Origin of the sequence: Ovoidimarina sediminis, from assembly GCF_032586175.1 — a bacterium.
Lineage (GTDB): Bacteria > Pseudomonadota > Alphaproteobacteria > Rhodobacterales > Rhodobacteraceae > Ovoidimarina > Ovoidimarina sediminis.
Genome location: NZ_JAWHTE010000010.1, coordinates 1 through 13,962, shown reverse-complemented (window position 1 = coordinate 13,962; position 13,962 = coordinate 1). Strand labels below are relative to the sequence as shown.

Here is a 13,962-nt window from a genome sequence, read left to right as displayed (position 1 = left end):
AACCTGGCTTGAGGCGGGGGAGGGGCTTGGCTAGCGTCCGGCCATGACCAAGGACAGCCCTTTCAAGTGGTTCAAAACCAGCCCCGAGATCATCCGCCTGGCGGTCATGCTCTAGGTTCGGCAGTGTCAGACTAAATCGGCTTGAGCGGGGCAGGGGGCGTTGGATAGCTTCCTCGGATGACCAAGCCGGCACTGTCAGAAAGACTCGGCTTGAGGCGGGCAGGGCGGCCTCGTAGCGTCGGAACATGACCAAATCTGACCCGTTCAAGGGCTTTCACAGCAGCCCGGAAATCATCCGCCTGGCGGTGATGCTCTACGTCCGTTTCCCGCTTTCCTTGCGGAATGTCGAAGACTTGATCCACGAGCGCGGGGTTGATGTCAGCCACGAGACGGTTCGATATTGGTGGCACAGGTTTGGGCCGATGTTCGCCTCCGAAATCCGAAAGCGCCGGATCGAGGGCATGAAATCGAGCCGTTGGAGATGGCACCTCGACGAGATTTTCGTGAAGATCAACGGCGAGCGTCATTATCTTTGGCGGGCCGTCGATCACGAGGGGGAGGTTCTTGAGAGCTTCGTCACAAAGACGCGTGACAAGGAGGCGGCGTTGAAATTCCTCAAGAAAGCAATGCGAAAACATGGTCAGCCTGAGGTCATCGTGACGGACAAGCTGCGGTCATATGGAGCTGCTCTGAAAGAACTCGGAGCTGACGATCGGCAGGAGACGGGTCGCTGGCTCAACAATAGGGCGGAGAACTCGCACCTACCATTCCGACGACGGGAGCGGGCGATGCTCCGGTTTCGGCGGATGCTAAGTCTTCAGAAATTCGCCGCTGTCCACGCCTCCGTTTCCAACCACTTCAACTCCGATCGCAATCTTACGTCCCGAGCCATTTTCAAAAGGAACCGCGCCGCCGCTCTCGCAGAGTGGCGTGAACTTGGCGCGGCATAGGGGCAGGTATACTGTCCTTGTGGAGACGGGTTCGAATTCGTCTGGCAGCACCAAAATGATATTCGCGATTCCGGTCCCAGAGTTCGGATCCGGCTTCTTCCCTGGCAACCGCCTCCTTAAGAGCCAAAGCCTCGGCCCGCTGACCCTTCACCTCAGGCTTGTGGCCTGACGCACGGTATCACCCGCCAACCGTTTCTTCCCGGCCTCCAGCAACTCTTTCGACCAGGAATAAAACAGGCTGGTGGCAATCCCTCCGCGCCGGCACAGGGCTGCGATGCTCTCTTCGCCGCGCAGCCCTTCCAGCACAATGCCGATTTTCTCCTCCGCAAAATGAACCTTGCGGGTCCTGCGGCGAATGTCTTTCACGACCTGCTCAGTCGTCACTTCCTTTGGTACGGTTTTCTTTCCCATCTTCACTCCGTGATGGTTCCGATGAGCGAGCTCAATCAGTCCCAAAGGTGCTGATCCCGGACACTAAAGTTCGTTCTTCCAAACCTTGCCGCCTTTGATGACGACCTTGAGGGTATCTTTCGGTTCAGCCGCTACCATGATGTCCTCAAGCGGATTCTTGTTATAGATGAGCATGTCTGCCCAAGCGCCTTCCTCGATAACTCCCAGCGGTGCCTCTTTATAAGGATCACGAGAGTTCGAGAATCGGAGCAATTCCGCATTGGTCGAAGTCGCCTGTTTTAACTGCTCGAGCGGCGTGAAAAATGGCGCTCGGGATTGAAACTCGTAGGTTATCGTTTCAACCATTCCGGCTGCGGCATCGGTACCCCAGCCCATTTTGACGCCGTACTTTTTTGCCCAAGTCATGACGTTCTCGTAGCCCTCGAGCACCAATCTCCCTTTGCGGCGATTCTCCTCGGTAAACCAAGGCACTTCCATTAGACCGAAAGGCTTGGACAAGCTGCCCAACCAGACGTCATTCTCGGCCATCATCTTCACTGTCTCCTCGCTCAAAAGGTGGCCATGAACGATATCCTTGACGCCTGCGCGAATTGCCCGACGAACTGACTCGTCGTTGTACGCATGAGCCATGACGTAGGTGTCATAATCGGTGGCCGCCTCCACCATCGCGCGCATTTCTGCCTCGGAATAACCGACTGACTCGAGCGGGTCCTTCAGCGAGGCAACGCCGCCGCCCGCCATCATCTTGATCTGCTTGGCACCCTGCGCGAGTGCCCAGCGAGTAGCTTTTCTGACTTCGGGCACGCCATCGGCAAGCTGCATAAAGTTTAGCGTTCTCGACCAATGGGCCGTGCTACCCGGATAAATTTCACCTTGGCCGGGCGCCAGCCCCCCGAAATCCGCATGCCCCGATGTAATGGAGATACCCGCTCCCGACGAGTAAATTCGAGGGCCATCGACAAAGTCCTGATCGATCGCCATACCGAGTTCAACCGAATTACCGCCTGTGTCCCGGATCGTGGTTATTCCCATGTCCAGCATAATATGCCCCTGAGGGATTGCATTGTAGGCTGGCGTGTAAGGGAGCTGATTATTCAAGATGTCTTGGGGTCCCGTTCCCTTGGACAGCATGATGTGCTGATGCGAGTCGATAAGACCGGGGATCAGGTAGCCGCCCTTGCCATCGATTACGGAGACTTCAACCTCAATCTCTTCTACGGAGCCATCCTCACCGCTGACAAACAGGTTGTATCCCTTGCCTTCGAAGCCTGGCGCATCGGGAACCAGCTCGGCCGTCTTACGAACGCCGGAAACTTTGTAGGTTCCACTCGCGGGAATGTCCTTGGCGACCCTTCTGATTTTGTCACCAACGATCAGTACATCGGTATCCTCTTGCAGATTATCGCTCGTTCCATCCCAGACATGAACGTTCTTGATGAGTGTTACTGGGGGGATCTCTATTGAGCTTTGGGCAATCGCCATGCCTGCCATCATGACTGAAGCAGAAGCGGCAAGGAGTATTTTTGAGGATAGCTTGAGTTGCATTTTTACATTCGCTCGCGTTTTCAATGATTGTGCGGAAACTGACCATGTCTTGAATGCAATCCGCCCATTTGCATGGACTGCATATCACCAGCGTCACATTCTGCTTTTTCTACGCCGATCGAGCTGATGGAATACGTCGCGCAGTTGCGAGAGCTTTCAGGGGGTAAACCGGTGGGCTTTAAGCTTTGCATCGGCCACCGTCGTGAGTTCATGTGCATTGTGAGGGCAATGCTTGAGACCGAAGTGACACCGGATTTCATCGTTATCGATGGCAAAGAAGGGGGTACTGGCGCCGCGCCGCTTGAATTTGCCAATCATATGGGTATGCCTTTGGTCGAGGGCTTGACGTTTGCGCACAACACACTCCGCGGAGCCGGGGTTCGGGATCGCATAAAAATTGGCGCTTCAGCTAAACTGATATCCGCTTTCGACATCGCAAAGGCGATGTTATTGGGCGCCGATTGGGCGAACTCAGCACGCGGTTTCATGTTCGCTGTAGGGTGCATACATGCCCAAGCGTGCCACACCAATCACTGTCCGGTTGGCGTAGCCACTCAGGACAAACTGCGAATGCGGGCTCTCAATGTCAAAGACAAGTCAGAACGTGTGACGCGCTTTCACCATGGTACGCTTTCCGCGCTCGCTGAGATGACCGGGGCTGCTGGGCTTTCGCATCCTTCGGAATTCCTACCTCATCACCTGATTATGCGTGAAAGTGACCGCGATATGGTAACTGGAGAAGAGGTCTATCCTTATTTGCCGGAAGGGTTCCTGTTGCGCGACGAAGCTGATGAATTTGGCTATCTTGATCGATGGAAAAGATCACGTGCCAACGACTTTGCGCCATTTGATGTGTGACTTGATTAACTTCGACAGTCATTATCCGCTGGGCATTCTGAAATGCTGTGCCTTTGGAGACTGGTTCGCATTGGTTTCCCAGCACCCATTGGATTCCTTGCGATTGCCATTCGCAGGCAGAGGCTTACCTTGAACTCAAAGCGACCGGTTTCAGTGTAGTGATAAATGAAGAATTTCCCATTACGAAAAATTGTCCTCGTAACCTTCGGTCTTGTTCTCGCCGCATGCTCGGGAACGAGTCCGGAGGAGACCATCGGAGTTCCGAAAAACTATCCGGAGTATGGTGAGGTCCAAGAGGGATACATTACCATTGCTGCGATTGATCCCAGATATCTTCAGGAACCTAACCGGCGGACGTACGTCAATTATTACGGCGACGAGACGCCCGGAACCATTATCGTCGATCCCCACGCTAAGTTTCTCTTCTTTGTGGATGGTTTCGGGGGCGCAATCCGCTACCCCATAGCGGTGGGCCGAGAGGGGCGCGGGTTCAAAGGGCAGGCTACAATCGGACGAAAAGCGGAATGGCCGGGCTGGACGCCAACGACCAATATGTTGAGAAGCGAACCTGAAGTCTACGGACCTTTCGCTCGGGGCATTCCGGGCGGCAAGGCGAGTCCCCTTGGGGCGCGCGCGCTATACCTCTATCGAGATGGCCGCGACACCTACTTTAGGATTCACGGGACGAACGACCCCGCGACGATCGGCAACCAGGGCAGCGCGGGGTGTATCCGCATGTTCAACCAAGATGTCATTGACCTTTACGCGCGCGTGGCAGTCGGCGCGAAGGTCATTGTTCGTACCTATGAGCAATCGGTTGCGGCGGAGGGCTTTGAGATGGCTAACCGAGGAGGCGAGATGGTCCCAAGATCGATCGATCCAGTGGCACTTTACGCTTTCGTCGCCGAGGAAGAACGGCGCAAAGCGGAATATGAAGCAAGTTACTGAATGTTGGCCGTCCGCGAACCAAGTTCCAGCGGTTCCCTATCCTCGCGCTCTTCGAAACAGGCCCCGCGCCAAAGGAAAAGGCTCCGACGCAGTTGCGTCAGAGCCTCAATTTTTGGTGGTTGCAGGGGCCTGAAACCACCGAGAGTTCGCATATACCTGGGGAGAGCTTGTTTGGTTGTGGTCCCTGGATTTACTCAAAGCCTTACAATCGAGGTTTCCGTTTGATCGGTGAACAACCGCGAATGCCCACCAAGCGCGAAAAAGCGGACATCGAGGTGCAACGATCAGATGTCTCCTCCGAGGCCTGATTGCACCATTACTCGCTGTCGGCATGCAACCGTGGGATCCTACATCTCATTCTCGATCGGGAGATGGGCGAAGAACCACTCTTCTAGTCGTTGAAATCCGTTTCTTGCAGGATCCGCATCGAGCACCACGTCATCGCCCACCCAAAGCGTTTTGCCATTTTCGCCAATCGTAAGCCGCCATGCATTGAGTGTATCGAAGTCAGGTTCTGTCAGACCAAGGAGGCGCTCTGCGAGCGGCTTGCTTTCCACAACCAGTATCATTTCCGTATTGATACGCAGCGACCTGGGATCAAGGTTCGCGCTGCCGACAACGACCCGGCGTCCATCGATAATCATATATTTCGCGTGAAGGCCGAGCGATTTCCGGCTGACTGGCGGCAAGATGTAGCGGCTGCGAGATTGCGCCATCACGCGCATTTCGTGGACCTCCGCTCCGAGGCCGATCAGCTCTCGAACATGCCCGTGATAGGCGGTGTACGCGGTCAGGTGATTGTTGGAATTGATTGAATTTGTCAGGAGACGCACCCGGACCCCGCGCTGGACAGCATCTCGCAGAGCGTCGACGAGGCCGGGGGTGGGAATTAGGTAGGCTGAGACAATCGTTACCTCTTTCCGCGCCTGATTGATTAGGCGGCCGAGTTCTTCGGCCACTTGAACTGGCCGATCAGCCATGGCTTGTGGTTCTTCTTCCGGCGGGGCATCGACGACAAGGCGAGACGCCCCTGTATACGCCCTACGGGCAACCGCGAGCCAATCCGCATTCCTTTCACCTTCCGACTCTGGAGGGAACATGGAGCCTAGTGTGGACGCATTAGCCGATATACTGCCCTTCTCTACATGCGATGCACGCACGTGAGAGACTGCGTCTATCGGGAAGGACCAGCGGTCATTCCAGTACTCATCGAATGAGCCGCTGATTTCCTCGACAATCGGTCCTCCAACGAGAAGCTCCATATCCCTGAAATTGTAGCTATCGTCGAAACCGAAATATTCATCCGCCAGGTTCCGGCCACCTATGATGGCAACCTGGTTATCAATCACCATCGCCTTGTTGTGCATCCGATGGTCGAGCCTATGGAACTCCCCCAGGTTCAAGACCAAGCGCGACACCGCACTGCCCGAACGGCGCTTGTAGGGATTATACACACGGTACTGAACGTTCGGGTGGCGGTGCAGTTCGAGTACATGGCGGTCTTCGCCGAGCAGGAAGCTGTCATCAATCAGGATGCGGACATTCACACCCCGTTCTGCAGCTGCGACGAGTCGGTCGTGAACGATGCTTCCCACTTTGTCGAACGACCATAGGAAGCTCTGAAGGTCGATTGAGCTGGTCGCAGAATCGATTGCGCGCAATCGCCACTCCAGCGCTGTCGAACCTTCATTCAGAGGAACTTGCCAATCGGCAGAACGAATACGCTCAATATCTGCCCAGACACCCTTTGTGACCGGAGGAGGCGTTGTCTCAACCGCTCCGTCGAATGGTCTGAGTGCCGTGCACGCAGTAAGTACAAGGAGCGCGAAAAGCAGTACTGCGGCTCTTAGAGTTACCTTCAATGGGCTGCCTCCGGGATATCTTCCGTCTTACTCTTCATAGATAGTTTGAAACCTCGATAGCTTCCCAAAGAAACGAGCCGCCCGATCCGACCGGTACATATTCAGTGCTAGTGCATGATCGGCCTCTGATCCATCTGGATGAGAGTTTCGGGTGCGGGCGCGCCAGGCGCTGCTTCGATGATCGACCTCGGGATTGGGCTCAAGGAAGACGCCCTGGCAAGGCAGTCAGTCAACAGCTTGGCATCGGTTACATTCCGCTCGATACCTGTCTGCGCTTACGCGATGCCCGCACTCGCACCCTGACGCCAGCTCAAGGGAGAACCGGAAAATAGGCCAGAGGACGGCTGGGTCCCGCCAGAGAGAGAACCACCTTACGGCAAATGCTTACACGGCAGGTCCCTTTAGCATTTGTTGGGGCTCTGCGATGCTGCCCCGCTTCCCTAAGCAAGGTGTCTAAAAGGGTCAACTTGTCAGAGATTCACGTCCTATCTTCGCCTGAGATCTTCACTCTTTTCGCCTGCGGATCGAGATTAGACATCCCGTCCGATCGGGGTGGAGAGCCGGCAGATCGCGCCCGAGCACATCAACGGCACCCACGTGCCGCAGCGCACCGGTCACCGCCACTTCACCGTCGACGAAGCTGCGCCGTTTGCCGTGCCCGCTGGCAAGGCAATGCCAAGTGCCTCCGTCTTTCGCGGCAAAGCGCGGCGCGTCGTGAACAGACTGGCGACCGGTCTTTCGTGTGATGAGGTTTTCCCCGACGGCTGCGCGCGTGGGCGTCTGCGTGTGGGTGATCCGGCCTGGTTGCGTGACAACCGCCACAGGGCGGGGCAGCGGACGCGGTATCATAGTTGGCGTCGCCTGCAGTGTGGACTGTGGTGCCGCATGGGGACTAGCTTGAGGGATTGCTTGCGGAATCTGTTGAGGCACAGCAGAGTAACCGGAAAAGCCCGGACCGGGACGCCCCTGCACAATGATCGACGCAGTCACGGGGGCATATCCTGTCACCGTTGTCGGAGGGTTCGGGACTACGATAATGGTCGGCAGCCCTTGGCCATTGAATGATGGGCTTGGAACGGTCTGGATCGTTCCGACTGGCGCTGTTCCGGTAAACGTCGCGGGCGGAAGCGGTTGGATGACCACAGGGGGTTGTCCGGTGCCGGTCAAGGGCGGCGCTGCAACAGTCTGAATCGAAGGAACCGGAGAGACGCCCGTCAGAACTATCGGTGGCACAGGTTGCACAGTGATACGGACCTGGCCAGTTCCGGTGAAGGACGGAGTTGGCAAGGTCTGAAGTGGCGGAACCGGACTGACACCAGTCAGTACCGTCTGCGGGAGCGGTTGCACGATAATCGGGAGTTGCCCGGTCCCGGTGATGGCCGGGCCTGGCTGGCCGACCGCAGGCGGAATTGGCCCAGTGCCGGTCACGGTCTGCGACGGGTTTGGCACCACCGTGATCGTCGCAGGCGTGCCACCCGGCGTCGGTCCTGGTCCCGTGCCCGCCGAGGGGATCTGGTTCGACGTGGGGACATTCGACGGCAACGGCACTGACTGCAGACCCGAGCTTCCACCGCAGTTTGCGCTTTGGTGCGGGTTGCCGACACCAATACACCATCCGTACTGATTGCCGTTTGCGGATGCCGCGCCGGGTAAAAGGGCGAGAGTGGCAATTGCAAGGGCGAGCTTCAGTCTGTTCATGGGATCACCAGCTTTTTGTAAGAGCAAGGTAGAACGCGGGATCGCCTGAATCCGTGGACGGGCCATCGGTCAGGGGTGCTGCAAGGTAGCTTCTGACAAAGAAGCCGGACGAAAGCTCTGCATCAACACCAAGCCCGAGCGATGCGAAGGTTTCATCCTCCACTTCATCCGGTGCGGGGTCGTTGTTCTCGACATAGCCGACATCAAGAAACCCAAACGGGCGGATGCGGCGCAGCATGCCGGCTTCGGGAAACAGGTCACGGCTAACCTCGAAGGTTGCCGAAACGCCGCTGTCCCCCTGCGCCTCCGCAAAAACGTAACCACGTTCCTCTTCTCGTCCTCCTACGTGGAACTCTTCGATCCGTGGAAGGCGATCATTGGAATGCTGCGCCCAGAATTCGGCGCGAACAGTGGTTTCTGGGCCGAGCAGTTTCACGGGGTGCTCGTATCCAAACCCAAAACGGAGGTGGAAGAAATCCTCATCGCCGTCATCGAAGCTTATGGCATCCGAGCCACGATGCCCGAAAGATGCGTTCAACACGTATTCGTAAGCGCCTCCGCGCGGCAGCGCTTTTCCAAAGATCCAACTCGCGCCCAGCACGTCCACATCGCTATCGAATTCAGTCCCACCTACGTCGACGTCCGAACTGGACCGGCGATATTCCAGAATGCCGTAGCCGTAGGTGTCCACATCTCTCAAAACGGGATAGCCCAGTGCGACGATCGCGGTATTGCCCTCGATATCTGTCGCCAACAACGCCCCTTCGGCGTCTCGACGCGCCGTCGCGTTACCAAGGTACACTTCACCGAATGCACCCGATCCGCCGAGCGGCATGCGGTAAACCACCGACCCCCAGAGTGTATCATCCCCGCCATCGAATTCTGCCGTCCCCTGCAGTTCGAACCGAAGAAGATCGCCTGGTGTAAGTGCGCTTAGGAAACTCTGATTGAAAGTCAGTGTCGCCGCCTCACCAAATTCCCGGGACGGATTATCAAGCGTGACGTATCCGAAGCTTCTATCTATCTCTTGCACGTGGATGCGCACGCGGGCCGTACTGGCTCCGTCGGGATAGTCGATCTCTGCCGATGCCGAGATCGACTCGATGTCCTCGACAAGCATAAGCGCGCGCTCAAACTCGCGCTGGGTTACCCCGCGACGTCCAACCACCGGCAACATGTAGGATTTAATCAGGCGGAACGTGCGCGCATCGGCCCCTTCAATTGCAATCTCGCCAATTTCGCCCTCGTCGGCGACGAGCGTCTGCCCATCTTCGGATACAAAGACCTCAGCCAGGAAATGACCGTCCTCGCGGTAGATCAGCTCGACAGTCTGTGCCAGATCGTCCGAATGCACACTGCCGGTCCGCTGCGCCACTATTCCCGCGGCAAAACCCAAAAGCTCCGCCGGATCGTAAACGGTGACGCCAGTGAGGTTGTACTGTTCGGATTGACCTGAAGCTGGCCCAAAAATGATGGCCGAGAGCAACGTGGCGAGACACGAAGACCTGATTATGCGCATTATTTTACCCGGTTGCCTCTTATTGATTTGCTATGATTGACCGTCTCTAGATTTCTTGTCTAAAGTCATCTGATCGTCGGAAGGATGAGCGCAACCGAGGTTGCAAATCCGCCGCAGTTTGATGATCGACTGACTGGTAATGAAGAGCTCTAGACACTTTTTGCTAGTTATCGGCCTCTCCTCAGCAAACGGGATTCAGCTCCGCAGTAAATGTCTCCGATACAGGGCTCTGTATTAACTACAGTCATCAGCAAAAGGTGCCCTGTTTTAATGCGAGTTAATTTGCAAATGATATACGTGTATTTTTCCGAATTCCTCAGACAGTCTTTTGCAAGCGTAAAAAGACAAGCTAGCCGCTGCTTTGGAGAGTCAGCCACCGACTACCTAGCAATCCTCGGCAGGCAGCATCTCGATCTCGGCAAACACGCCTTCTGAGGTCGTTATCCGTGCACAGGCACCCGTTTCGCGGTTAAACCACCAGGTCGTCAGACCCTCGCTGCGAATAGACTCGAAGCCAAGGGCCATAAGGCCGCCTTCGGCCTGACCTCCACGCGCACCCACAAAGTCTGATAAGTCGGATGCGTTGCCGGTCGAGGAAGTATCGCTTTGTGCTGCACCATCCATTGCACCGCCACCGTCATCCGCAGTCGCCGTATTCTCTGCTGCCTCGACCGTGGCATTGCTGCCGTCATTCGACACGAGGCAACGCCAAGCAGTTCCGCTGCTATCCTCCAGCATGACCAGCGAGTTCGCCTCCGAGAACTCCGTTGACGTCACAGTCCCGCCGCTCACACCTTCCGTCCCACGCAAGGCGTCAATGCAGCCATCGATCGCATCCTGGGTGACCTCGGAGCTACTTGCCGCGGTCGAGGAAGTCTCGGCCGGGGCTGTCTCGCCCGAAGTCGCACCATCCATGGCTCCTGCGCCGTCATCCGCTGTTGCTGTGTTTTCAGCAGGGGTTTCGGTCGGTGCACTTTCGGATGAGCTTGTCTCGCCGCCTGTGCTTTCCGGGGCGTCATCTTCCTGACAGGCGGTCAGAGCCAAAGACATCAGAAGCGCTACGGTGATTTTTTTCATGGTCTGCTTTCTCATACGATCTGAGTGGATTCTAGCGGACGATGTACCTTTGGGGTGAACCCCGAAAAATGGCGCGGAAACGCCCCGCGCCACATGCTTGATTATCTTTCGACTACAGCCGTCCATCGCGCAGGTTGAACACCTGACCTCGGGAGTTTGTCCCACAAACAGCGTGGCGATGACCCGCGGCAAGCTCGATGTAGTAGTTGTCCGAGCCTTCCTGTCCGGCATTGATGATGTGCACGTCGCGGGTGCTCACGCCAAAGCTCGAAGAGACTTCATCCCTGCAGCCAGCAATGGCTGCAGCTGGGACCTTAACTGAGCGAGTGTTGTTGCGCTTGTGCGCGAGCCTGTTTTCGCGCTCTTTATGCCCGGCGGCATAGCCCTCGCTGTATGCGCGCGTGCCATATCCGGTGTCGAATTGCACATTGTGCAAACCGTCACGGTAGCCCGCTTCAAACATCGCCGTCTCGTTTTCACTCTGAGGACGGTATCCTTCCTGGTAGTGATTATCGTGATGCGAGAGCGCTGCGATACCCAAGATTGCCGCCGCGGCCAGACCAAACTTCTCCTTGTCGGTCAGCGCGGCAACCGGAACCGCTGATCCGGCAACCAATGAACCGGCAATCAGACCTGCAACAAATATCCTCATAGTTTTCCTCCCTGGGTAGATCAGTCTGCTGTTGATAGAAGCGCGTTGCGACGCGCGAATTGCGAGGTCTCTTTCCTCCGTAGGACCGCGAAAGCATCTGCCGCCAGGACGCCCCGACCTTCATCTTGGCGATTGGATTTCATTACGAGAACCAGCCCTTTACCTTCGCCCAAACGGATTTCTCCTCGGGAACGTCAATCTCTGATCCAGCGACCACTGTTGCGCCATCGATCCCAGGCATCGCCTCCCCTTCGTAGCCGGCCTCATCCGGCTGGACGGCGGCTTTGGCCACGGTCGTTTCATCGAAGGACGAGAATGCGTCGATCCGAGAGAGTGTCTCCGGTCCGGCAAGCCCGTCGGGATCCAAGCCCTGAGAACGCTGGAAATCCTCGACTGCTTTCTTCGTGGCAGGCCCAAAGCGGCCATCGGCGTCTATACCAAGTGCGGTCTGGAGCTTCTTCACGGCGTTTCCACGCGTGCCGACACGGAGTAAGACAAGCTCATCAAGTCCCATGGCAACAAATGTATCGGGGCCGGCGATGCCATCGACGGAAAGGCCTTTGGATGACTGGAAATCACGGACGGCCTTTTCAGTTCCGGAACCGAAGATCCCGTCTGTCTCCACGCCGAGCGCCTCCTGCAACCGTGCCACAGGAGCCCCGCGCATTCCCCTTTTCAAGATCGACATGTCAAACCTCACAAATGATTGGGCTATTTGTCATTCCGCCGGCCAGTTCTCCATGGACCAAAGGGTGCGGCCTACTTACGCTACCTACGGCAAAAAGCCCTCAAGGCATTGGTTAATCACGAAGTATATTTGCCAGAGGTGGGTTGCCTCGGTGTAACCAGAAATTCCAGCAAACCCACCTCCGGCCGACTGCGTCTCCTGTAACGGCGACGTCAGACACGAGAGAACCTTCAGCATTCGAAAACAATCTGCACACGAACTTAAGCAAATCCCCTTCTTTTGCTCCTAGCATACAGGACTCTGTAACGCTCTCGTTACGAGGTATCTCGGCTATAAGGCAGACGCGGACGCCCGATGTTTTGGAAGGCGCGGGACGTCGCCATCTTAGCGGTCCGTAGACCCCGAACGTGTCCGGGATCCACAGAGGTGCGAGTCCAAAAAACTCCCTCAGTTCGCCCTGGGGAAGTAGACAACCACCGTATGGATATCGGCGGGCATGATGTGGACGAGCTTGCGCTCTGGATCCGTACCTTCTGGGCGTTCAAGCTGTTCAGCAGTAGCGCAAACCATCTCCTGGGCCGCCTCAAGCGAGCCTGCCCGCACTTCCGCCAGCACCATCATGTCATCCCTGATCGCAATCGTGAAATCCACGCAGTCAATCAGGTTCATATCTGCAGAAGCCGTAGAAACGGACGCGACGACTGCGGTAGCCGCCAAGGGCAGCATCAATTTGTGGATCATGTTCTCTCCTTCGATTTAGTGGCACCACACCGGCAGAAAGGTTTCAGTTTGCGAGGACCCTGTCTATCCAATGGGCGCAGCGTTTATACAATATGCGCAATGCCATGAGAGCGTTTCAACAGGAAGCGCATGCTTCCCAACCTCAACTTGAACTAGCGCCTCGTGTGCTAAGACGAACCTTCAGTCGTACCAATCACACGGCGCAAAAAGTTGTCTGAAACGATATGTTTGTCTTTGTCCAAACGTCTCAAACTGCTGAGCGGCCAAGTGGAACGTTGAATTTAAGGCTCGCGAGCAGAATTCTTTGATCATCGGATCACGGAAACTTGCCTAGACCTCCAGGTATTTTCTACGGCTCAAAGATGCAGCGAGCCGAGTTGTATCCGAACTTTGGTACTGCGAAGTCGTGGAAGCTTTCGGAAGAGCTTTCAGACTAGTCAGCGCTGCTTCGAAAATGATCTGTTTCTAGAGGATCGAATTGAGACATTTGGACAAAGACAGCTAAGCAGAGCGGATTAACATACCAAATTCGTTGTGGGCTCTAAATCAATCATCCCTCTGTGTCGTCGGCTGAGCACAATCATACCACTTTACTCGCCCGGCCGACAAACGAATGAACGGCGTGTAGAGGTGAGCAATTCAGGCTTAAGACCTATTGGAGGCTGACCTAAGTGTCTCTACGCGCGAAATCGACTAGCTTGCCGTCTTTGCTTGGACGAGGAAAAGTTCAACTGCCATTAAAAGCTCTTACGCGAATTGTCTTGTCAGCCGCAACAGGCATGGCTTTCGGGGCCGCGCCGACGCTTGCACAGGACAGGCCCAATACTGCATGGCCATTTAGGTCCGAAACGTTACCGTGCCCGATGTCTCTCGCCGAAGGCGATATTGACGGCGAGACTATGGTCTGCGGTCAGATTGAGGTTCCAGAGAACTGGGTGTCCGTCGTCAGATGATTTGGGACAGGGTGGCTTGATCTGTAACGGAGGCCCTGGCTCGTTGTGGTTCCAGCTTAT

The 13,962-nt window shown here is 56.1% G+C and carries 11 protein-coding genes and 2 pseudogenes; 4 read left to right on the top strand and 9 right to left on the bottom strand.

Annotated features, from left to right (window positions below; all coding sequences use genetic code 11):
- Window positions 1-245 precede the first annotated feature (245 nt).
- On the top strand, window positions 246-950 hold the full coding sequence (locus RXV90_RS12795) for an IS6 family transposase (protein ID WP_316649154.1): 705 nt from the start codon (window positions 246-248) through the stop codon (window positions 948-950).
- Between the two features lie 103 nt (window positions 951-1,053).
- Here RXV90_RS12795 and RXV90_RS12790 read toward each other — a convergent pair.
- Together RXV90_RS12790 and RXV90_RS12785 are read right to left on the bottom strand one after the other, a co-directional pair.
- Window positions 1,054-1,361: pseudogene (locus RXV90_RS12790) on the bottom strand (transposase); the annotation flags it as partial.
- Between the two features lie 63 nt (window positions 1,362-1,424).
- On the bottom strand, window positions 1,425-2,906 hold the full coding sequence (locus tag RXV90_RS12785; RefSeq protein ID WP_316649153.1) for a metal-dependent hydrolase family protein: 1,482 nt from the start codon (window positions 2,904-2,906) through the stop codon (window positions 1,425-1,427).
- A gap of 63 nt (window positions 2,907-2,969) precedes the next feature.
- Between RXV90_RS12785 and RXV90_RS12780 the strand changes: the two are divergent.
- Both RXV90_RS12780 and RXV90_RS12775 read left to right on the top strand, forming a co-directional pair.
- Window positions 2,970-3,764 (top strand): annotated as a pseudogene (locus RXV90_RS12780) (glutamate synthase-related protein); the annotation flags it as partial.
- 165 nt (window positions 3,765-3,929) lie between these two features.
- Window positions 3,930-4,712, top strand: a complete 783-nt coding sequence (locus RXV90_RS12775; protein WP_316649152.1) for a L,D-transpeptidase — start codon at window positions 3,930-3,932, stop codon at window positions 4,710-4,712.
- Window positions 4,713-5,059: 347 nt separating this feature from the next.
- Here RXV90_RS12775 and RXV90_RS12770 read toward each other — a convergent pair whose 3' ends face one another.
- Both RXV90_RS12770 and RXV90_RS12765 read right to left on the bottom strand, forming a co-directional pair.
- Entirely contained in the window at window positions 5,060-6,373 is a 1,314-nt protein-coding gene (locus tag RXV90_RS12770) for a phospholipase D-like domain-containing protein (RefSeq protein ID WP_316649151.1), read from the bottom strand.
- Between the two features lie 705 nt (window positions 6,374-7,078).
- Window positions 7,079-7,423, bottom strand: a complete 345-nt coding sequence (locus tag RXV90_RS12765) for a hypothetical protein (protein WP_316649150.1) — start codon at window positions 7,421-7,423, stop codon at window positions 7,079-7,081.
- A 568-nt stretch (window positions 7,424-7,991) separates the two neighbouring features.
- Between RXV90_RS12765 and RXV90_RS12760 the strand changes: the two genes are divergently transcribed.
- Window positions 7,992-8,198, top strand: coding sequence for a hypothetical protein (locus tag RXV90_RS12760; protein ID WP_316649149.1), 207 nt, complete (start codon window positions 7,992-7,994; stop codon window positions 8,196-8,198).
- A 78-nt stretch (window positions 8,199-8,276) separates the two neighbouring features.
- On the opposite strand, the gene RXV90_RS12755 is transcribed toward RXV90_RS12760, so the two are convergent.
- The 5 genes from RXV90_RS12755 to RXV90_RS12735 form a co-directional block, all read right to left on the bottom strand.
- Window positions 8,277-9,758, bottom strand: coding sequence for a ShlB/FhaC/HecB family hemolysin secretion/activation protein (locus RXV90_RS12755; RefSeq protein WP_316649147.1), 1,482 nt, complete (start codon window positions 9,756-9,758; stop codon window positions 8,277-8,279).
- Window positions 9,759-10,175: 417 nt separating this feature from the next.
- Window positions 10,176-10,868, bottom strand: a complete 693-nt coding sequence (locus RXV90_RS12750) for a hypothetical protein (protein ID WP_316649146.1) — start codon at window positions 10,866-10,868, stop codon at window positions 10,176-10,178.
- A 112-nt stretch (window positions 10,869-10,980) separates the two neighbouring features.
- Window positions 10,981-11,520, bottom strand: a complete 540-nt coding sequence (locus tag RXV90_RS12745) for a hypothetical protein (protein ID WP_316649145.1) — start codon at window positions 11,518-11,520, stop codon at window positions 10,981-10,983.
- Window positions 11,521-11,662: 142 nt separating this feature from the next.
- The gene (locus RXV90_RS12740) at window positions 11,663-12,208 is read right to left on the bottom strand and encodes a peptidoglycan-binding domain-containing protein (RefSeq protein WP_316649144.1); all 546 of its coding nucleotides are present in this window, start codon (window positions 12,206-12,208) and stop codon (window positions 11,663-11,665) included.
- 447 nt (window positions 12,209-12,655) lie between these two features.
- Window positions 12,656-12,949, bottom strand: a complete 294-nt coding sequence (locus RXV90_RS12735) for a hypothetical protein (RefSeq protein ID WP_316649143.1) — start codon at window positions 12,947-12,949, stop codon at window positions 12,656-12,658.
- Window positions 12,950-13,962 lie beyond the last annotated feature (1,013 nt).

What these genes read in the sequence shown, in the direction of transcription:
- RXV90_RS12795 (WP_316649154.1), top strand. Translation starts at nt 246, where the DNA reads ATGACCAAATCTGACCCGTTCAAGGGCTTTCACAGCAGCCCGGAAATC.
- RXV90_RS12785 (WP_316649153.1), bottom strand. Translation starts at nt 2,906, where the DNA reads ATGCAACTCAAGCTATCCTCAAAAATACTCCTTGCCGCTTCTGCTTCA.
- RXV90_RS12775 (WP_316649152.1), top strand. Translation starts at nt 3,930, where the DNA reads ATGAAGAATTTCCCATTACGAAAAATTGTCCTCGTAACCTTCGGTCTT.
- RXV90_RS12765 (WP_316649150.1), bottom strand. Translation starts at nt 7,423, where the DNA reads ATGATACCGCGTCCGCTGCCCCGCCCTGTGGCGGTTGTCACGCAACCA.
- RXV90_RS12750 (WP_316649146.1), bottom strand. Translation starts at nt 10,868, where the DNA reads ATGAAAAAAATCACCGTAGCGCTTCTGATGTCTTTGGCTCTGACCGCC.
- RXV90_RS12745 (WP_316649145.1), bottom strand. Translation starts at nt 11,520, where the DNA reads ATGAGGATATTTGTTGCAGGTCTGATTGCCGGTTCATTGGTTGCCGGA.
- RXV90_RS12740 (WP_316649144.1), bottom strand. Translation starts at nt 12,208, where the DNA reads ATGTCGATCTTGAAAAGGGGAATGCGCGGGGCTCCTGTGGCACGGTTG.
- RXV90_RS12735 (WP_316649143.1), bottom strand. Translation starts at nt 12,949, where the DNA reads ATGATCCACAAATTGATGCTGCCCTTGGCGGCTACCGCAGTCGTCGCG.